An 18,941-nucleotide genomic window follows, 5' to 3' on the forward strand; every position below is an offset into this window, starting at 1 on the left:
GATCTCCAATTCCGCTTCCCGTAACTTCTGAATGATCTGCTCGACCTGCAAACGCTTCGTGCCCATGATCCCCTCCCTTTTTCAAGTGATGGTCGTCAGTCTACGACTGACGACCGGACTCGTTTAAGGGGGGCAGGTCAGTCGCCCGCATTCCCGCTCGCTGCGAGAATCGTTCCGTCAGGAGGGAATTAAAGATGAGTGTTTGCACTGCCTATGAGTCACATGAATGGATTGTCTACTCGACCGTCGTACGATACGACCCTCTTGGGCCGCAGCGCTCTCGTTACAGTTGGCAGCAAACCTGCTGCCTGATGGTACAGTGCGCTAGCTGCGGAATGGCAGGCGCGGTCTGGGCGCCTACGTCGGCGGAGTGGCTGGCTGCCTTTCATGCTTCTCACCGCCCCTATCGTTGGGCGGACGCGTCCCGTGTAAGGCAGGAGGGTGTAGCCATGCCGGTTATGGTGCGGCGGCAGCCTGGTAAAGTCTGCGAGTGCATTGCTTCGGGGCGAGTTGATGATCCTGGTGAGTACGAACGGCTTCCGGATCCGCGCGAACGCCCACCAAATGACTTCTACCAAAGTGACTCCCCGCTCACCGATCAGGAGAAACGGGATCTCGATGACCTAGCTAATGTGGTTGTTGAGGGCGGGCTGTGTAGCCGCTGGTTCTCGTCTTTCGTTCGGCACTGCGGCCAGCATGCGGAAACCCAAACCTCCCTTGCCGCCCGCGTCATTGCCGGACGCATCGAACACTGGCAGTCCAAAGGCCCGCACATGTCACCCGGTCTCGTCGCCTTTTTGTTGCGTTCGACGATCGCCGTCAGTAGCAGATCTGTTGCCATCATTTGCCGTTGACTACCCCGTGAAGCTACAGTCGAAACCGCGGTAAGCATGTTACTACCTTCGGAGTTGATTGATGCCCAGATACCGCAGCACTACGGATGGTGCCGCCACACTTGTCGGCAAGCTACTGCTCCTCATCGCAGAGAGCCCCGAGACTTCAGCCACGCTGGCCGCGAAGCTCAACGTCTCCTCGCGACAGGTGAACCGCTACATCTTGCAGTTGATCGCGGCAGGGTGGCTGATCGAACGCGAAGGCGAATGGTTGAGACACGACTATCACTTCGTGCTGAAGTCACCAAGGATCGTGATGCCCGCAGTGCCGCAATCGAAGATCAAGCGACCGAAGAAAAAACGAGCGAAGAAGTCTGATAGGAGTTGAACGCCCTCCGATACGTACCAGCCCTGTCGGAGCGAAGCGTAACAAAGAGGCTGGGGATCGTGGAGAAATCAACATGGACGAAATCAAGGTGAAGGTTGTCGAGTTCGGCGACCGCAAGCACTACCAGATGCAGTATTCCGACCCAGTGACGCGTAAGAAGAAGACGCGGTCGACCGAGGTCGAAAAAACGGGGCTCAAAAAGGACCGGAATGAGGCGGAACGCGTCGCGGCGAAGTGGGAGGCTGAACTGCGTGAAGGAAGGTATTCCTCGCCCAGCAAGACTCTTTGGTCGCACTTCCGTGAAAGCTACGAAGCACAGGTTCTGAGCGGCTTGTCAAAACGAACGCTTCAACAAAGCGATATTGCTTTCGACATGGTCGAGCGGCTGTTAAACCCGCAACGTGTCCATGATGTCACGGCACAGCGACTTTCTTGGTTGGCTGCGGAGTTGCGGAAGGAAACGAAAGTTGGCGAGAAAACGAAACCCGGTTTGTCGGAATCGTCGATCAAGAGCTACTTTGCGCATTTGAAGGCGGCTCACCGATGGGCCGAACGTGTTGGCATGATCGCCAAGGCGCCCGTGTTTCCGAAACTGCATCGCGCTTCGAGTAACGATTCCGCGAAGGGACGTGCCTTGAGCGGGGAAGAGTTTGACCGAATGATCGCTGCGGTGCCGAAGGTTGTCGGAGAGGGCCGGGCGGCGGAATGGCAGCGATTCCTACGTGGCCTATGGATGTCGGGCTTTCGCGTCGGCGAATCACTCGTACTGTCTTGGGATGAAGGGGCCGGAATCGTCGTCGACATCGCAGGCCGCAACCCGGTTGCGCACATCGAGGCCGATTCGCAGAAATCGCACCGTAGCGAAACGATTCCCTTGGCACCGGAGTTCGGCGAGCTTCTTAAAGCCGTACCTCCAGATCAGCGCCAGGGGGCCGTGTTCTCGCCGATCGACCAGAAGGGAAAGCGAGCGTCGCTGGAAGTCGCAATTCGCACGATCAGCGAGATTGGCCGGAAGACGAATGCGAAAACTTGGACGAACGCCAAAAGCGGTAAAACAAAGTGTGCGACCGCTCACGATCTACGTCGTTCGTTCGGTACCCGCTGGGCCTCTCGCGTGATGCCCGCCGTCTTGCAGCAAATGATGCGGCATGCGAGCATTCAGACGACGATGCGCTTCTATGTCACCCGCAACGCAGTCACTGCGGGGGATGTGATCCGCGAAGCCTTCGAGAAAACCCAGTCTGGTAACAGTTCTGGTAACAGTTCTGGTAACAGTGCCCCTTCAGCGCATGAAAAAAGCACCCACGAGTCTTAGTCGTAAGTGCTTTAGTCGTATGACACTCGGAAGAGTGCCCCCTTCAGGACTCGAACCTGAAACCCGCTGATTAAGAGTCAGCTGCTCTGCCAATTGAGCTAAGAGGGCGGCGGCGGAAGCCCCTTATCATATCGATTCGCGACCGGCTCTCAAGGGGCCTGACGCTCGTTTTGCCGGCCGAATTTTTGCCTAGCTTTTATCGCGCCAATCGACCCCTTTCGCCGGCGTTCGCCGCCCTCTTCTCCGCCGTGCGCGTTACTTTGCGTGGTCTTGCGGCTTTATCCCTTTGACATGGCCGCCGAAGCTGAACATCGTCGGCTTGTACTCCCCGACGATGTCGACCTGCGATTTTTCCGGGATCGCGTTCTCCAGGCCGGCCGCCCAGTAGATGCCGTTGACGATCAGCCGTCGCGTCCCTTCGTATTCCAAGTCGACCGCGGCTCCGGTCGTCGTCGTGAAGGCTCGGCCGGTCTTGCCCGACTTCGGCGCTTGGTACGACTTCGTCCACGCGATCGGCATCATCGGATCGTTCTTCGCGCCGGCTAGGGCGGGGTCGTCGAACTTCATGCCGGCGACCACTTGCCCGAGCACGAGCGGTTGCGAATCGCCCGGTAGCGGCAGTCGCACGCCGTACACATCGCTCGGCGCGAAGACATCGCCGTCTTTGATGCCGCGCAGAATCGGGTGCGATGCTTGATCCTTCACGAGAATGCCGCGGGCCGCTTCCGACTTATGCTTGCCGTGATGGCTGATCCACGTCTCGCCGAGCACCTGCCGGCCGAACCCGCCGTCCCAGGCCCCTTGGGCGCCCCAAGAATAAGCGGCGTACTTGCTATCGCCTTTGATGTTGAATGCGTGCGTCGCCGTGCGTAGGCCGACGATCGGTTTGCCGCTCTCGACGTAGTCGTCGATATGTTGCATCTGTTCGTCGGGCAGATTGCGAAAGCGCAGCAGCATCACGCAGACGTCGGCCGTCTTCAACGCTTCGAGGCCCGGGATGTTCGTTTGAAAGTCGGGTTTGATCGTGCCGTCGCTCGGGTCGATCGGGAAGAGGACCGTGCATTTGAAGCCGTGCTGCTTCGACAGGATCTTGCCGAGTTGCGGCAGCGCTTCTTCCGAGCGGTATTCATCGTCGCCGCTGATGAGCACGACATGCTTCCCCTTGCCCGGCCCTTCGCCCCCTGCATACACGACCCACGACGTCGCGCCGTCGGCGGCGAAGGCGAGCGGCAGCGGCGACAGGAGTGCGAACGACGATACGATGCTCAAAGCGAGAGCGAGCTTCATGACAAGTTCCTTGCGTGCGGCGGCGAAGCGATTCACGGGCAAGCGGATATCTTACTCACCCGCCGCGACGATAGAAAGCTTGCCGCGTCGTCGAATCGCGGCGCGACTATTTGCGCGGAGGCGCGCCGTCGATGAAACCGCTCTATTTGCCCGCACTCGGGACGCCCAGAACGTTCTTGCGATCGGCTTCGCTCAGCCAGCCCGCGACGTTGAGCGCGAAGCGACTCACGCCGGCGTCGTCCCAGAACCTCTCATAGAAACTCGTGAAGCCGCAGTGCAGCAGCAGCCGGCTCGAGCCGGGGAGCTCGAACGTGGCGATCAGCGGCAAGCCGTTCGAGGCGTAGCAGACGGGCCTCAGCCATTGCCCGGAGATGCTGCTGATCGTCGTCCCTTCGAAAAGAGTTTCGACGTTGTGAAAGAGAGGCGAGCTTGGGTCGAAGCCGGGGCTTCCCTCTTGGCGACGCTTCAACTTCTGCTCGCCGAGGTAACTGCCTGTGATCGTCGTTCCCGGCGCGATCGCGTTCAACACGGCAAGCGCTTCGGCCGTGAACGGCGCGTTGTCCGCAAGCAGGCAGACCGCGAGCCGGCCCGCCCGCCAGCGATCGAGGATGGCCTTTAGATGGCCGGGAGGAAGTCGGTTGGCTTCCGAGGAAAAAAGCCAGAGCTGGCGGGTGCCGTCGAGCTTCGAGGCAAACGTCGCGAGCGGCGGCAGCGGAGCGTTGATCCGTTCGACGGCGTAGCCCTTCGACGAAAGTGCGGCCGGCAACGGCGACTCGTCGATCTCCTCGTCGAGATAGAACGACACGATGATGATCTTCTGCCCCTTCATCTGACCGTCGGCGATCAAATCGTTGATGGAGCCCTTCAAGTTGCCATGCCTGTCGCGCAAGGCCTCGGGCGAATCGGTGGCCGTGCGCGCTCGCAGGCCTACGTTGGCGCTTTCAGTTAAGCCGCTTACCTCTCCGAGCTCGCGGCGCTTTCCCGCCGGCGAACCGCGCGGGGAGGAGCCCGCCGCAACGCCGGACGGCAAAGGAGAAACGGCCGAACCGGTCATTCCGCCGAGTGCCGAGGGCCTTTGTTCATTGCCGGTTTGCGAGAGGGTTCGTTGGCCGAGCGATGCCATCCCTTCCGCCAGTCCCGTTCCGCCGACGGTCGCTCCGCTCGCCACCGTAGTTCCCGTCGCGGCGACCATTCCTTCGCTGGTTCGTAGTCCTGCGCTGTTGCCGGCCGCCGACGATTTGCCGCGCGCTCCCAGGCCCGTCGTCGCGGTTCCCGTTGCGGAACCTGCGATGTCGCCGACGTCGCCGATCTCGCGCCGTGTTCCGGATGCTAAGCCGGAGGCGGTGCCCGTTCCGCCGGCGACTCCGCCGCTAGGAGCGGCCGATGCCGTGCCGGTCGTGCCGCCGAGAGCCGAGGGGCGCAGGCCGGAGCCCGTTTGTGCCACGGTTCGCTCGCCGAGCGAAGAGCCCGACCCGGAAATCGCGGGCTGCATGCCGACCGCGGTTCCGCTCGTGGCGTTACCTTGCGTCATGGTCGGTCCGACGGCTGCCGCGAGCGCTCCGCCGGAGAGTTGGTTCGTGGCCTCGGTCGCGGATCCGACGGCGCGTCCTCGCCCCGGCCGGCCGATCGCCGCGGCGGCCGTGGCTTGTCCGGAAGTGCCGTCGCCGGCGGCATCGGCGCGTCGCATTCCTACGGAAGAACTGCCGGCGGTCGCTCCGCTGCCGGCGCCAAGCGGCGATGGAAGCGAGGTGTTCGATGCGAGCGATTGTTGGGGCGTGCCTTGGTCGCCGCGCGTGGTCGTCGTCAGCACGGCTTCGAGCGACGCGCCGCCGGAAACCTCGGCCGAGGCCGAAGTCGGAGCGGTCGGCACGGCGACCGCGACGGTTTCCATTCCCGCGGCTGCGCCGCCGGCGCTCGAGCGTTGCGGCCGATTCGTCGGAGTCGTCGTCGGCGCGGAGTCGCTCGGTTCGGGAGCTTCGGCGCGCGAGAGCGCGGCCGGAGCGGCGGAGCCCGGCGCAAGGGTAATCGCCGGCGAAAAGGTCGGCGCGACCTGTCCGGCGGACGACGCGGCCGCTTGGCGCTGCATCGTCTGCACCGGTGACATCGCTCCGGCGAGCGGCGCTTGTTGCGTCGCGCGCGCGGCTGCCGCTTCGGTCGCGGCGAGCGGCATCGAATCCGCGGTTTGCGTGAGTCGTCGAGCGAGCGCCGCCGCGACATCGGCCGAAGCGGTTTGGTCGGGCATGTCTCGCCGTGTCGGCGACGTCGGCTCGACGGTCGGCCGTAAGCGATCCGCAGCGCGAGGATCGACGGCGTTCACGCGCCGGCTCGGTGCGGCGGCCGCTTCGCGACGAGCCATTTCCAAACTTTCGGCAGCAAGCGATTGCTTGAGCTCCGCGACGGCCGTCGGCTTCTGTTGCGGCACGGCCTCGGTCGTGAGCTTTTCTTCGAGCTCGCGACGGTTCAGTGTTTCTTTCGGCAGCACGTCGTTGCGCTGCGGGGTCGAGAGCTCGACCCGAGCCATCTCGATCGGCGTCGGTTTCGGCTCGCGCGTCGGCTCCGGTTCGACCATCGACTCCTTCTCGGCCTTCAGTTGCTCCGGTGTTTTCGGAGTGACTTCGATCTTCGCCTCGTCGCGAATCTCGGTATCGGCGGGACGCGTGAGCTCCGTGGCCTTGTCGTCGGGAGCTTGGGCGGGGATGTAGTCGGGAATCGTCACCGCGACTTCCTCGTTCAGCGACAGGGAAGCGTCGGATACCGGCGACAGCGATGCGCTGAGGAAATATTGCCGCGACCAGAACAAGAGCGAGACGTGAAACACGAGGCTGAGAAAGATTCCGAGTTGCAAACGTCGCTGCGAGCTGCCGCGCAACAGCGCCGCACCGATCAACAGAAACAGCGCGACGACGCCGGTCGAGCCGATTTGAACCCAAGCGTTGCGATACCAAACCTGCGTGAGGAAGTCGCTGTTGGGGTTCGTGTAGATATAGCCGGCCAAGCCGCCGGCGGTGATCAGCAGCAGCAACGTGATCGGCCACCACTGCTCGTCGAAGTCGGCAAGCCTATCGGGCGAGATCTTTCGCACGACTTGCTGCTTCGCGGTCGTATGGGTGACGGACATAAGGCGATCCGGCGGTTAAGTGTCCGAACGGTGCGACTATCGGCGGGGTTTAGTTTCCGGCAGCTGCGGAGGTGATACGGCAATCACGGATGTCGACCTTGGCGCATAAATTCATTACGGCGACGACGTACTTGAGATCGCAATTCTCGTCTCCTCGGATAATGACGGTCTGCCGGCCCGGGTTGTCGGCCTGCGCTTGCCGCAGAACGGCCAGCAGTTCCTCCGGCGTGAGGTTGCGACCGGCCAGGAAGATCTTCCCGCCGCGATCGACGTTGATCGTCATCTCTTTGGGCTTCGCGATGCGGGCCATCGCTTCATCGGCCTTCGGCAGCACTAAGTCCATCTCCCGCTCCGCTTCTTCGAAGCGTGCGGCGACGAGAAAGAAAATCAACAACTGAAACACGACGTCGATCATCGGCGTCAGGTTCAGCTTGTTGAGTGCCGAAGATTTTTTAATTCGGACGGGCATAATCCAACACCTTCACGATTTCAGACCAGCGGCAAGCTCCGGAGACCGATCAGGTTTCTTTCTTGGTTCTACTTCGGAACGATCGCCGGAATTCGTTCCGGCGCGGCGGCATGACTCTCCGGGTGCGCGGCGGCGTTGTCCGATTCCCCGCTCAACGATTGACGATTGACTCGCAACTTCCCTTCGAAGCGTTCCCACTGCGGCAGCATCGCGAGGACGAATTCATCGAGATCGCGAAACAGGCTTTGAATGCGCCCTTCGAAGTAATGCGCGAGCACCGCCGCCGGAATGGCGACGCACAAGCCGGCGAACGTCGTGACCAGCGCCACGTAGATGCCGCGCGCAAGTAGCTCGGCCTTGTTGGTGTGCAGCGTGGAGTTGGCCGTGTCGAAGAAGGCCATGATCATCCCTTGCACGGTCCCGAGCAATCCGATCAACGGCGCGACCGATACCTGTAGCTCGATGGGGCGGACGTTCTTGTACAGCTTTTCCGCCTCACGCTCGTTGACTTCCTTCAGCGTGGCTTCGAGTTCGGCGTACGGGCGACCGATCTTCAATAACACGGCGCGAATTACGGTCGATGCGACCGACGGATACTTCATGCATGCGCGGTAGGCGGCCCGCGGGTCGACGCCGCCTTGGCGTTTCGACAACTCGCCGAGTTCTTGAATCAATTTCGGCGGCATGAGTTTGCGTCGTCGCAAGCCGAGCATCCGCTCGAACGAAAAGCAAACGACCGCTACCGAAGCGAGGTAGATCGGATACATCAACGGCCCGCCGGCGTTCGCGAGCTCGAATAAATTGATGGCCGGGATTTCCTTCGGCGGAAGCGGGGCTTCGACCGGCTGCCCGTTCGGAGCGGCTAGCGCTTGTTGCGCCAGTTGCTCGGCCTGCTGCATCCGATCGTTCGTACCTGCCCCGCGCGCGCCGGGACCGGTTCCGGTGGGAATCGGTTGCGCCAAAGCCGGCAACGCCGCGCCGACCGCAGAAGCTGCGAGCAGCGCGACGAGGAAAAATCGAGAACCGAAAATCCGTTGCATACCGACGAACTCCGAATGCTTCGAGCCGTGTCGCAAGTGCGACACGTACTCGACGACGAACCTATTTACCGAGATCGGCGAGCCGCTTCTTCGCGAGCGCCGCTTCTTCATACTTCGAGTATTTATCGACGACTTCCTGATACGACCGCTTCGCTTGATCGAGCTTGCCGAGCACCTCGAAACATCGGCCCGCCTCGAACTGCGAGCGAGCTTGCCACTCCGGGTAGGCGTATCCGTAGGCGACCTTAAAGAAATGCTTCACCGCTTCCGTATGGTTTTTACGGGTGAAATAAATCTCGCCGATCATGAAGCGGGCTCGCGCGCCGATTTCTCGATCGGTCTCTTCGGTGACTTTTTCGAAGATCGCCAACGCTTCATCGGCGGCCCCGCTCTGGTACTTGGCCCAGCCGCGCTCGTAGTTGATCTCCGGCAGATACGGCGACTTCGGGTTGAGCTGAGCCGCGGCATCGAGCAGTTGCAGGGAACCCGACCAATCTTCCAGTTGCGCGGCCGCTTGTCCGGCGTGCAGCAGCGAGAGCAGGGCGAAGTCGGGCCCTTGCGGCGACTTCACGCGGGTATACGAGGCGAGCGCTTCTTTATACTTCGCTTGCTTGAACTGCGATTCCCCTTCCATGAAGGCGGCGTCTTGCGCGAGCTTACCGTTGGGGAAGTTCTTCTGTTGGAAGCGAAACCACTCTTCGGCCTTCGGGAACTTATCTTGATGGAAGTAACTCCAGCCGAGTTTGTGCGCGGACTTCTCGGTTAGCTCCGCCGAGTCCGATTTTTCGCGGGCATCGTAATAAGCATCGACGGCGGCCGCATAGTCTTTGCGAGCATACGCCTCTTCGCCGACATGAAACAAAGCTTCGGCGGCCTGTTCGCTCTGCGGAAATTCCTTGGCTAGCCGACCGAACGCCGCGGCCGACTCCTTCGCGTTGCCGGCGTTCTTCCGAATCCATCCGATTTCGTACAGCACCTTCGGCGTACCGGCGTATCGCGTGTCGCTCTGGAGCAGCTTCTCGAACGTCGCGAGTGCATCGGTGTTTTTGCCGATCCCCTCTTGGCAGAGCCCGAGCACGTAATAGGCGTCGGTAAGATCCTTGCCCGTGGGCTTGGATTTAAGGAACTCGTTGAGGTCTGCGATGGCGAGATCGAAATGCTCGAGTTGCTGATGCGCGAGCGCTCGGGCATAACGGGCTTTCGCGGCCAGCTCGGCCGGTGCGGCGCTTTTCAACAGCCCATCGAGCGCGGTGATCGCCCCGGCGGCGTCTCCTTGGCCGATGAGGGCCCAAGACAGGCCGTAGCGCGCGTAAGGGACGAGCGTGCTTTGCGGATAGCCGTCGAGCACGCGGCGGTAAGCGGCTTCGGCTCCCTTAAGGTCGCCGGCGGCATAGGCGAGTTCGGCGGAACGATATTCGGCCGTGTCGCGCAATCGGCTCTTCGGATACTTGGCAAGGAATTCCGACAGCGCGGCCTGCGCACCGGCCGCGTTGCCGGCTAAGCGGTTCGTTTCGGCCAGGGCCAGCAGCGTGTCATCGGAACCGAGACGCTCGGGCGCGGCTTGCAACGCCGCGCGGAAATCGGCGATCGCGCCGGCGTAGTCGTTCGTCGCTTGGCGACTCAGCCCGAGCAGATGACGGGCCTCGGATTTCAAGGCCGGATCGCCGAGCAGATCGGCTTGCTTGGCGAGCGAATCGATCACGCCGGCGTGTTTGCCTGCGAGCGAGAGGGCGAGGGCTCGGCGGACGATCCACTTCGCGCGGTCGGCATGTTGCGTAGGAACGGCGGCGAAAAGTTCGTCGTAAGCCGTGACTGCCGATTCGTGCTTCCCGGCGCGAAGCAGAGCCTCGGCATTGATGTAGAGCACATCGTTTCTCAAGTTCGCGCCGGTGCCGGCCGGCAATTTGAGAAAGGCGACGGCGAGATCGCGAGCCTCGTCGTTGCGGCCGAGTTCCAAGGCCATGAAGGAGGCGAGATAGCGGGCCTGCGGCGCGAGGGGATCGGCCGGGAATTTTTCGTAGACGGCCTTATAGGCCGCGAGCGATTCCGCACGACGCTCGGGTTGCTCGTAGAGAGCGTCGGCAAGATCGAGCATGAGTTGCGGCGCGAATTTCGAGGCCGGAGAGTTTCTCAACGCGGCGGCGAAGCGCAGCGCGGCGTCGGCCGGTTGCTTCGATTTCAACAGCGCGCGGCCGGCCCAATGCGAGGCTTCGGCCGCGGCGTCTCCCTTGCCGTCCGCGAGCGGCGCAAGCTTCGCCGCTACGGCCGGATAGTTGCCCGCGAAGTAATCGCTTTTGCCCGCGGCAAGTAGAGCCGCGGCTTTGTATTGCGAGCCGGGAAAGCTCTTCGGCAAGGCATCGTAAACCGCGGCGGCTTCGGCGAACCGTTTCCGATCGTAGAGGCAGCCGGCTTGACGGAGCAGGGCATAGTCGGCGGCGTCGTAGCCTGGGGTCGCCGCGGCGGAGGCGAAGATCTTTTCGGCGGCGTCTAAGTCGCCGGCGGCCGAAAGAAGCTCGGCTCGTCGAACATCGACGTCGACGCGCAGCGCGTGCTTCGGAAACTTAGTGAGGAACTCGACGTAAGCGGCTTGCGCTTCCGCTCCTCGGCCGAGTTCGTCGAGCGTTACGCCGAGCGCGTACAGTGCATCGGGCAGCAACGGATCGGCAGCGAATTCGGTGACGAAGCGGCGGTAGAGATCGGCCGCCGGGGCTTTCTTATTCTGGGCGTAAAGCGCTTCCGCCTCGAAGTAGACCGTCTGCGGAAGATGCTTCCCGGTCGGATGCGACGTCAGCAAGGCGGCGAGGGTCTTCTCGGCGGCTGCGAACAGTTCGGCTTTGCCGGCCTGCGCCGCGTTGAACTGCGCCATGCCGAGGTACAGTCGCGACGACGCGATCAGCTCGAACTTGGGATCGAGCGCAATGAGCCGCTCGAAGGCCGCGATCGCGCCGGCGTAATCTTTGGTTTGCAGCTTGCAAATACCGAGGTAATGGGACGCCTCGGCGACCCTTTTATCTTGCGGAAAGCTTTGAATGAACTTGGCCCATTCGTCGGCCGCGAGATCGAACGCCTGGCGGTTATGTAAGCCGCCGGCCGTGTTGAACTGTAGGTTGGCGGCGCTGCTCGCCGGTGTTTGAGCCTGGGCGACGTCGGCAAACATGCAAAGAGCGAACGGCGCGATCAACAGCGGGGAGCCGAGCGCGGCGGACTTCAAAAAACTGCGGAAGATAGACCGGAACGAAATCATCGTCTTCCTCTTCGAGCGGGATGCGGAAGCCGGGGGCGAGGCCGGCTGACATTTCAACGGGGGTGCAACCCGACATTATTGCAGGTTCGCGAAAGCGCAGCGAGAGGCTGCGGGAACTACGCCGGCCTGTTAGGCGGAATTTCGCTTTATGCTTTCGCGAAAAGCGAGGCCACGGCGCGACCTTTCCCATCTTCCGTGGCATAAAACGGCCGTTTTTCCACATCGAACGCCGTCTGCGGCGAAATACCGAGCGCCGTAAAGATCGAGGCGTGCAGATCCATCACGCTGACCGCATCTTTAATGGCCGATAACGGACGCTCCGGCGCGGTTGCTCCGTGGACATAGCCCCGACGCATCCCGCCGCCGAACATCACGACCGACGAGCCGGCAGTGTAGTGCCGATGCTGCCCGTAGTGCTTCATCTCTTGGATGACGTCGGTCGGTGCCGTGGCTTGGTCTCGGGCGTTCGAGCCCGGTCTTCCTTCGATGAGCATATCGCGGCTGAATTCGCTGGCGATGATGACGAGGGTCCGTTCGAGCAGCCCGCGAGATTCGAGATCGCGCACGAGCTGCGCGATCGGACGATCGATCTCCTTCTTCATCCTGACGAGGGTCTCGTGACCATCCTTGTGGGTGTCCCAATGAAGGAAGGGAACGTACTCCGTCGTGACTTCGACGAACCGCGCTCCCGACTCGACGAGCCGGCGCGCCAGCAGACACCCTCGACCGAAGCGGCCGGTATCGTAACGCTCATAGCTTTCCTTGGGTTCGAGCGAGATGTCGAACGCGGCCCGTTCGTCGGCGCTTAAGAGTCGATAGGCGTTTTCCATCGAACGGAGGAGCGATTCCTGCTGGAAATCGCTCATGCGGTCTCTGTTCGGATTCCCGTCGACGAGCCGGCGATAGAACTTGTGGCGATCGGCGAAGCGGCCCGGCTCCATTCCTTTCGGCGGACGAACCGATTGCGCGGCCTCTTCGGGAAACGGTAGGTTCATCGGACCGAACTCGCTGCCGAAGAAGCCGCCGGTCGTGAAGGCTTTAAGTTCTTCTTGTTCGCCGACCCCTTCCAATCGCTGTCCGATGTTAATGAACGGCGGCAAGACCGGGTTGCGCGGACCGAGCACCTTGGCGATCCATGCGCCGATGTGCGGACAGGCGACGGTTTGCGGCGGCACGTAGCCGGTGTGCCAATGGTATTGATGGCGCGAGTGGAGGATGTTGCCGAGGTCGGGCTGCTGGTGCGAGCGAATCAGGGTCGCGCGGTCCATCACTTGGGCGATGTGCTCCAAGCCCGCGGTGAGCTTGATGTCGTCGACCACGGTGTCGATCGCCGGGAACGTGCTCAAGACATCCTTCACCGGTGTGCCCGGCTTGAACGGCGAATAGCGCTTCGGGTCGAACGTGTCGGGCGCGGCCATGCCGCCCCCCATCCAAAGCAAAATACAAGCATCGGCCGTCGGCTTAGGATGCACGACCTTGTGTCCGCCGGCTGCGGCTTGCAGCAAGCGCGGCTCTCCGAGCGCGAGCGTGCCGAGCGCGGCGGCGCTAAGCTGCTTGAGATAATCGCGGCGCGTCGCGAGTTCTTCGTAGCGCGCCGTTTGTTTCGGATTCAAGGCCATCGAGTCGGCTCCGCTTGGTTAGTCGCCGGTGGATTTCATTATCGCACCAACTGAAACTCCGGCAACATCAGCACGGCCCAGAGCAAGTCTTCTACGTTGCGCGCCGTCGGCTCCGAGCCGAGTATGTCCCGCGCTACGGCTAGTTCGTCCGTCGACGGCGTGCGGGCCAGCGCAGCGCGGAAGATCGCGACGACGAGGTCGGCCGGCTTGCCCGGATGCGCCGCGAGGATTTTCGGCGCTCCGACCGTGAGCGCTTTGGCGAGCGTTTCGCCGTTCGAGAGATCGATCGCTTCGAGCGTGGTTAGCTCGGCGGGGCGCACGCTGACGATCTGGTCGCGATTCGGGCGACCGAGCGAGCGCATTAAGAAGTCGCTTTTGACGAGAGAGGCGCGAACCGGTTGCTCGACCTTGAGCGACCCGCGCACCAGGCCCGAACGCAACGCTTCTTGCAGCGCTAAAGCCCATTCGGGCGCGGGCGGATGCGCAACCGGCTGCCAGCGCGGTTCCGTCGACTTCGCCGGTTCACCCGGCTTCGCGCTCGCCGTTTCCACGACGACTTGCCCGTTGCGGTCGGGCTTGTAGGGCGTCGATTGCCAGAGATCGTCGGTGGCGAAACGCATCAGCGAGCCATCAGCGAGCATGATACGCGCTTCCAAGAATGCCGAACTACCGTTCGATGCTTGCCGACCGGGAGAAATGGTAAGCAAGAATTCGTTCGCACCTGCGCGCAGCTGGGGCGTGATCGTCGTCGGCTGGCTTACGCTGCGGGCCGTGCCGACGGCCGCTTGCTTGCGATTGACGAGCAGCGAGTAGCCATCGGCCGCGACGATGACGACCGTTCCTTGCAGCGGCGCCTTCGGCAGCGTGAGGGTGCCGCGAAACGTATGGTCGGCGGATTGTTTATCTGCCGAAGCATGCGGCGCGATCCACTTGCCGGAGAGGATCTCCGCGGCCACGGCCGACGGTTCGGCTTTACCGCGCAAGAGCGGAGCATCGAACTTCGTCGGAGCACCGGCGGTGAGTTGCCAAACGCCGTCGACGAATTGCTCGGCCGTCATCCGTTTCGCGCGCGGCCCTGCATACACGTAGCTGCGCTCGTCGGCATCGTCGCCGATAATCTCGACACGGCTTTGATACGCCTCGGACGTGGCGATCAACAGCAGCGTTTGTTTGAGGTCGTATCGCTCGGCGGCCAAATGCGCCGCAAGGAAGTCGAGCAGATCGGAGTTCCACGGTTCGGTCTGCATCGCGTCGACCGGATGCACGATGCCGCGTCCCATCAAGCGATGCCAGAAACGATTGACGAGCGTGCGCGTGAAGCGGCCGTTTTCCGGATGCGTCAGTAAGGCCGCAAGCTGCTTTATGCGCTCGGGCCGTGGCGCGCCGGCGTCGATCTGCCCGAGTTCGGGAAAGAGCCATGCCGCCTTCGCTTGCTTGCCGATCGGTTTATCGCAGCGATGGATCTCGAGCGGCGTCGAAGCGTAGACCGCGGCCAGTCCGTAGGCTTCGTCGAGCTTCCAACGATCGATGAAGCTGTCGTGGCAGGAGGCGCATTTCAAGTTGATGCCGAGGAACGTCTGACCGACGCTCTGCGCGAATTGGATCTCGACGGTTTGGCCCGCGCTGACGTCGCCGCGCCACCGAATGCCGTCGGCGAAGCCGGCGCTGTCGGGAGTCGGCGGGTCGACAAGCTCGCGCGCCAAGCGATCGTAGGGGATGTTCATCGCAAGCGCGTCGTAAAGCCAACGGCTGATTTGCTTCCGGCCGCCGGTGATGAAGCCGGTGCCGGTATAATCGTTACGCAGCAGATCGTTCCAAAACGTCAGCCAATGCTCGGCGTAAGCGACGTCGTCGGCTAGGAGCGCGCGAATAAACTTCGTACGCTTGTCCGGGCTCGTATCCGCAAGAAAAGCGTCGAGTTGTTTCGTCGTCGGCAACAGCCCGACGAGGTCGAGGCTCGCGCGGCGCGCGAACGTGGCGTCGTCGATCGGTGCGGGGCGCGGGAGCTTGCGCCGGGCGAGATAGTCGTCGAGTAGGCGGTCGATCGGATTCGTCCGCCCTGCCATCGCCGGCGGCAACGCGACCTTGCGCGGCCTGAGCGGCGGCTCGTAAGCGGGACGAACGAAGACGAAATCTTCGTCCCAAACCAGACCTTGATCGATCCAAGTCTTCAGCAGCGCAATCTTCGCGGCCGGTACCGGCTTTTCCGGAGCAGGGGGCATGTGCCGGTCGGCGTCGTCGGTCGTGAGTCGACGAATCAACTCGCTCGCGTTGCTTTTGCCGCCGCCGTTTTTATCCAACGCCACGACCGGCCCGTTCTCACCTCCGGCGAGCAGTTCGGCCCGACTATTGAGCGAGAAGCCCCCTTGTTTCTTGTCGCCGGTGTGGCACTTCACGCAATGCTCGCGGAAAATCGGTGCGATCTCATGCGCGAAGTCGAGCTTCGCGGGTTTGCCGAGCGCGTCGTCGGCCGCGCGGAGCGGCGCGGCCGACGACATGAGCGCGAGCAAACCTAACAGCGCGAGCCGGCAAAGACGGAGCGACATAGATCGCCGAAGCATCGTCGTTCGCTCCTCGTTACGGTCGCGGTGAAAGGTCGGCGTTCCTTCTTGGTTACTTCTTCTCAGCGGCTTTCGCACGCTGTTCGAGATACGCTTTTTCCTTCGCCTTCATGGCGTCGGGAATCGCGGCCGGCGCATAGTCGCTCGAAGCGACGACCTTCTCATCGGCCGGGATCGTGCGAAGCTTGATACCGCGATACCAGACCGGGTCGCCGTGGTCTTGCAAGTTGAGATTGGCGCCGCGCGACGGCAGGTCGCCGCCGCGGATCTTCAAGATCTCGACTTCCTTGGCCCACTTCGGATCGGCGTAGTCGATATCGACGACCGCTTTGCCGTTGAGCCAATGTTGGATGACGGTCCCTTTGCAAACGATGCGGCCTTCGTTCCATTCGCCGACCGGCTTGGTGTTGTCTACCGACGGAGCGAAACCGAAGTAGATCGACGCGGCGCTGGTGCGAGGGTTCTTGCCGTCGTTGTGAACGGCGTTGTCGAGAACCTGATATTCATATTGACCGGGACGATAGTAAACGCCCGAGTTGCTCCCCTTGGCGACCTTCCATTGGAAGCGGAGCTCGAAATCATCGGGCATCTTTTGCTTCGTATAGGTCAGGCTCCCCCCTTTTCCTTCGCGCGTGACGACACCGTCGGCGACCTTCCAATTGCCGCTTTGATCCCAACCCTCGAGCGTCTTGCCGTCGAAGATCGCCGCGAAGCCGGCTTTGGTTTCGGCCTCGGTGAGGGTGTTGGGATCGTCGGCGAAGACGCTCTGCGAAACGAGCGAGGCGCAGAGCGCGAAAGCGGCGGGTAAAGCGAGAAAGAGGCGGCGATTCATATTAGATCCTTCAGAAGTTAAAGTAAGTCTTTTCGACGGAGCGGGCGTTGTCCCGGCGACTGAACGCGTAAAATCCGAACTTGCATCATGTCTTCGTCGATCGCGTAGAAGATTTGATAGGTATTGCCCTGGGAGGTGCCGAACGGAAAGCAACGAACTCGAATTCCCAGCCGGCGACTATACGGGCTCGGCGGAAACATATCCGCCGATCGACGAAGCTCGGTGTAAGCACTTATATAGGCGTCGTGCCAGTGTCGAGCACCTTGGGGCGAGCGCGTCGTTAACCATTCAAGAATTCCATCGATATCTTCGCGCGCTCGACGCAGGATAGCAACGTCGTATTTCATGCGCGCTTCGGGCTCGGTTTCAAACCGAACTTTCGTTCGAGTTCGATGAGATGCTCATCGAAGGGCATTCCCTTGTCTCCCGCGGCAAGATCGTCGAGCGCTTCCTGAATCATCGCGACGACTTCTTCCGATTCTTCCTCCGACGGTTCGGGCGGGTGCGCGGCCCACCATTGTTCGAGCGCTTCCTCCAGCGACAATTTCGCTCCGGCTTGCAACTGAGCGTTCGCGAATTGCACGAACGCGCTTAGATCGCCTGAGTTGTCCGTTGCCATGACGCGCCTCTACCGGATGTCTTTTCGATACCTGCCGCCCGTGTCGCCCGCTCTCGCCGAGTATACCAAACCACCCGCACCAAGCTATTTCTTCGGGATGAAGTTCAGCGTGTAATACGCTTCGGAATGCAGCAGCGGTAGACCGCGCTCGGAGCGGATGCCGGCGGATTTCAGCTCATGCACATGACCCGGCACGAGCGCATCTACCGTGAGTTGCACGCTCAGGCCGTCGGCCGCGACAGTCGCTGCCGTGATCTTCGGCTGCGTTTGGTCGACTTCCGGACTGCCGTACGACGATTGATAGATGTACGTGTAGGTCTGCAAGGCGTACGACTTCAAATCGGCCGTCGTCTTCGGGTCGACCGGCTCCGTGAAGCGGAGCGTGAAGCCGTCGGGCTCGGCGTGCATCGTGTGGATTTCGAAGGGAACTTCGCCGGTCCATTCGAGCCGCTCTAAGGAGAACGGCGCCGTGCCGCGCGAGCCCCAGCCGCGGTTGGTGCCGCCGACGAACATCGTGCCGCGGTCGTCGAACTTCAGCGCGAGGTTGCCCGAGCCGAAGCCTTGGCGAAAGGGGAAGCAGGCTCCTTGATAGTGCCCGTCGACTTTTTCGAGCGCGACGCGCATGAGCGTGCTGTGCGATTGATCGGCGACGAAAAGCTGTTCGCTGAACGGCCCGAACTTTCCTTTCGACAGATCGCAAGCGATGCCGCTCGCCGATTGGCCCATCTTCGGATAAGGGAACCAGCAAGACGGCGGGACGAGTTCGGGAATCTTCGCCAGCTCCGCGGCCCAACGACTGCCGCTCTGCGGCTCTTGCGGCCGCTTGCCCATGTTCGGCGCTTGGTCGTACCAAGAGAAGCCGCCCGGATGCCCGACGAACTTCCCCGGCACGAGATGCTTGAGCACGCAGGCGCCGTTCCACGGGCCTTGGTTGTCGGTATAGAACATGTCGCCTGCGGCGTTCATGCCGAGGCCTCCGGGCGAGCGCAGGCCGCTCGTCGTCGGAATCACTTTCCCCTCGGGCGTGATACGCAGAGCCCAGCCGCGAAACTTGTTCGAGCTGTTGAACGAGCCGGTAAGACAGAGCGCGACCCAGAGGTTGCCGTCGCGATCGAACTCGCTGCCGAAGGCATATTCGTGGTAGTCGCCGTTGATCTCCCAGCCATCGGCGAGGGTCTCGAACACGTCGGCGCGGTCGTCGCCGTCGGTGTCGCGCAGCTTCGTCACTTCGCCGCGCTGCGTGGCGTAGAGAGCGCCGTCGCGATAGGCGAGCCCGAGCACTTCGTGAAGCCCGGACGCGAAGAGTGTGTATTTCAGTTTGTCGGCTGCCGGCGGATTGCTCCAGGCGCCGTCGACGAGATAGATGTCGCCGCGGCGGGTCGAGAATGCGATCCGCTCCTTCGGCAACAACTGGATCGCGCCGATTTCGAGTACACGATCTTTCGGCAGCGGCAGGCCAACGATCCGATAGTAGTCGGCCTCGACCGGCGGCTTGCCGGTAGTCGATACCGGCTCGGCGGCAAGCAACGTCGATCCTTGCCATCCGACGACGGACAACAACATGGCGATAAGATAACGATTCATATTTAAGTACCAGCCGTTCAAGGCAAGCGATA

The 18,941-nt window shown here is 62.0% G+C and carries 14 protein-coding genes and 1 tRNA gene; 3 read left to right on the plus strand and 12 right to left on the minus strand.

Annotation, left to right across the window (positions count from 1 at the left end):
• Window positions 1–449 precede the first annotated feature (449 nt).
• From K8U03_16735 to K8U03_16745, 3 genes are all read left to right on the plus strand, one after another.
• On the plus strand, window positions 450–854 hold the full coding sequence (locus tag K8U03_16735; protein ID MCE9606539.1) for a hypothetical protein: 405 nt from the start codon (window positions 450–452) through the stop codon (window positions 852–854).
• Between the two features lie 61 nt (window positions 855–915).
• A complete protein-coding gene (locus tag K8U03_16740; protein ID MCE9606540.1) occupies window positions 916–1,221 on the plus strand; it encodes a helix-turn-helix domain-containing protein in 306 nt (101 codons plus the stop codon).
• A 73-nt stretch (window positions 1,222–1,294) separates the two neighbouring features.
• Window positions 1,295–2,536 (plus strand): site-specific integrase, encoded by a 1,242-nt coding sequence (locus K8U03_16745; protein MCE9606541.1) that lies wholly within the window; start codon window positions 1,295–1,297, stop codon window positions 2,534–2,536.
• 35 nt (window positions 2,537–2,571) lie between these two features.
• Here K8U03_16745 and K8U03_16750 read toward each other — a convergent pair.
• From K8U03_16750 to K8U03_16805, 12 genes are all read right to left on the minus strand, one after another.
• Window positions 2,572–2,644: transfer RNA gene (locus K8U03_16750), tRNA-Lys, on the minus strand.
• 147 nt (window positions 2,645–2,791) lie between these two features.
• Window positions 2,792–3,823 (minus strand): ThuA domain-containing protein, encoded by a 1,032-nt coding sequence (locus K8U03_16755; GenBank protein ID MCE9606542.1) that lies wholly within the window; start codon window positions 3,821–3,823, stop codon window positions 2,792–2,794.
• A gap of 142 nt (window positions 3,824–3,965) precedes the next feature.
• Window positions 3,966–6,941, minus strand: coding sequence for a hypothetical protein (locus K8U03_16760; GenBank protein ID MCE9606543.1), 2,976 nt, complete (start codon window positions 6,939–6,941; stop codon window positions 3,966–3,968).
• A gap of 49 nt (window positions 6,942–6,990) precedes the next feature.
• Window positions 6,991–7,410, minus strand: coding sequence for a biopolymer transporter ExbD (locus tag K8U03_16765; protein ID MCE9606544.1), 420 nt, complete (start codon window positions 7,408–7,410; stop codon window positions 6,991–6,993).
• Between the two features lie 68 nt (window positions 7,411–7,478).
• The gene (locus K8U03_16770; GenBank protein ID MCE9606545.1) at window positions 7,479–8,450 is read right to left on the minus strand and encodes a MotA/TolQ/ExbB proton channel family protein; all 972 of its coding nucleotides are present in this window, start codon (window positions 8,448–8,450) and stop codon (window positions 7,479–7,481) included.
• A 61-nt stretch (window positions 8,451–8,511) separates the two neighbouring features.
• A complete protein-coding gene (locus K8U03_16775) occupies window positions 8,512–11,694 on the minus strand; it encodes a tetratricopeptide repeat protein (GenBank protein MCE9606546.1) in 3,183 nt (1,060 codons plus the stop codon).
• Window positions 11,695–11,840: 146 nt separating this feature from the next.
• Window positions 11,841–13,313: a DUF1501 domain-containing protein gene (locus K8U03_16780; GenBank protein ID MCE9606547.1), complete on the minus strand. Its 1,473-nt coding sequence runs from the start codon at window positions 13,311–13,313 to the stop codon at window positions 11,841–11,843.
• A gap of 38 nt (window positions 13,314–13,351) precedes the next feature.
• Entirely contained in the window at window positions 13,352–15,859 is a 2,508-nt protein-coding gene (locus K8U03_16785; GenBank protein MCE9606548.1) for a PSD1 and planctomycete cytochrome C domain-containing protein, read from the minus strand.
• Between the two features lie 67 nt (window positions 15,860–15,926).
• Window positions 15,927–16,706 carry a DUF1080 domain-containing protein gene (locus K8U03_16790; GenBank protein MCE9606549.1) on the minus strand — a complete coding sequence of 260 codons (780 nt, stop codon included), beginning with the start codon at window positions 16,704–16,706 and terminating at the stop codon, window positions 15,927–15,929.
• Window positions 16,707–16,723: 17 nt separating this feature from the next.
• Entirely contained in the window at window positions 16,724–17,053 is a 330-nt protein-coding gene (locus tag K8U03_16795) for a type II toxin-antitoxin system RelE/ParE family toxin (GenBank protein MCE9606550.1), read from the minus strand.
• Window positions 17,050–17,325 (minus strand): hypothetical protein, encoded by a 276-nt coding sequence (locus tag K8U03_16800; GenBank protein ID MCE9606551.1) that lies wholly within the window; start codon window positions 17,323–17,325, stop codon window positions 17,050–17,052. Before K8U03_16800 ends, K8U03_16795 begins: the two co-directional genes overlap by 4 nt.
• Before the next feature lie 84 nt (window positions 17,326–17,409).
• On the minus strand, window positions 17,410–18,888 hold the full coding sequence (locus tag K8U03_16805) for a hypothetical protein (protein MCE9606552.1): 1,479 nt from the start codon (window positions 18,886–18,888) through the stop codon (window positions 17,410–17,412).
• Window positions 18,889–18,941 lie beyond the last annotated feature (53 nt).

The organism is Planctomycetia bacterium, assembly GCA_021413845.1.
In the GTDB taxonomy this organism is placed as follows: domain Bacteria; phylum Planctomycetota; class Planctomycetia; order Pirellulales; family PNKZ01; genus PNKZ01.

Excerpts from the sequence above, each read along its gene's own strand:
- K8U03_16735 (MCE9606539.1), top strand. The coding sequence starts at position 450 with ATGCCGGTTATGGTGCGGCGGCAGCCTGGTAAAGTCTGCGAGTGCATT.
- K8U03_16740 (MCE9606540.1), top strand. The coding sequence starts at position 916 with ATGCCCAGATACCGCAGCACTACGGATGGTGCCGCCACACTTGTCGGC.
- K8U03_16745 (MCE9606541.1), top strand. The coding sequence starts at position 1,295 with ATGGACGAAATCAAGGTGAAGGTTGTCGAGTTCGGCGACCGCAAGCAC.
- K8U03_16755 (MCE9606542.1), bottom strand. The coding sequence starts at position 3,823 with ATGAAGCTCGCTCTCGCTTTGAGCATCGTATCGTCGTTCGCACTCCTG.
- K8U03_16760 (MCE9606543.1), bottom strand. The coding sequence starts at position 6,941 with ATGTCCGTCACCCATACGACCGCGAAGCAGCAAGTCGTGCGAAAGATC.
- K8U03_16765 (MCE9606544.1), bottom strand. The coding sequence starts at position 7,410 with ATGCCCGTCCGAATTAAAAAATCTTCGGCACTCAACAAGCTGAACCTG.
- K8U03_16770 (MCE9606545.1), bottom strand. The coding sequence starts at position 8,450 with ATGCAACGGATTTTCGGTTCTCGATTTTTCCTCGTCGCGCTGCTCGCA.
- K8U03_16775 (MCE9606546.1), bottom strand. The coding sequence starts at position 11,694 with ATGATTTCGTTCCGGTCTATCTTCCGCAGTTTTTTGAAGTCCGCCGCG.
- K8U03_16780 (MCE9606547.1), bottom strand. The coding sequence starts at position 13,313 with ATGGCCTTGAATCCGAAACAAACGGCGCGCTACGAAGAACTCGCGACG.
- K8U03_16785 (MCE9606548.1), bottom strand. The coding sequence starts at position 15,859 with ATGTCGCTCCGTCTTTGCCGGCTCGCGCTGTTAGGTTTGCTCGCGCTC.
- K8U03_16790 (MCE9606549.1), bottom strand. The coding sequence starts at position 16,706 with ATGAATCGCCGCCTCTTTCTCGCTTTACCCGCCGCTTTCGCGCTCTGC.
- K8U03_16795 (MCE9606550.1), bottom strand. The coding sequence starts at position 17,053 with ATGAAATACGACGTTGCTATCCTGCGTCGAGCGCGCGAAGATATCGAT.
- K8U03_16800 (MCE9606551.1), bottom strand. The coding sequence starts at position 17,325 with ATGGCAACGGACAACTCAGGCGATCTAAGCGCGTTCGTGCAATTCGCG.
- K8U03_16805 (MCE9606552.1), bottom strand. The coding sequence starts at position 18,888 with ATGTTGTTGTCCGTCGTCGGATGGCAAGGATCGACGTTGCTTGCCGCC.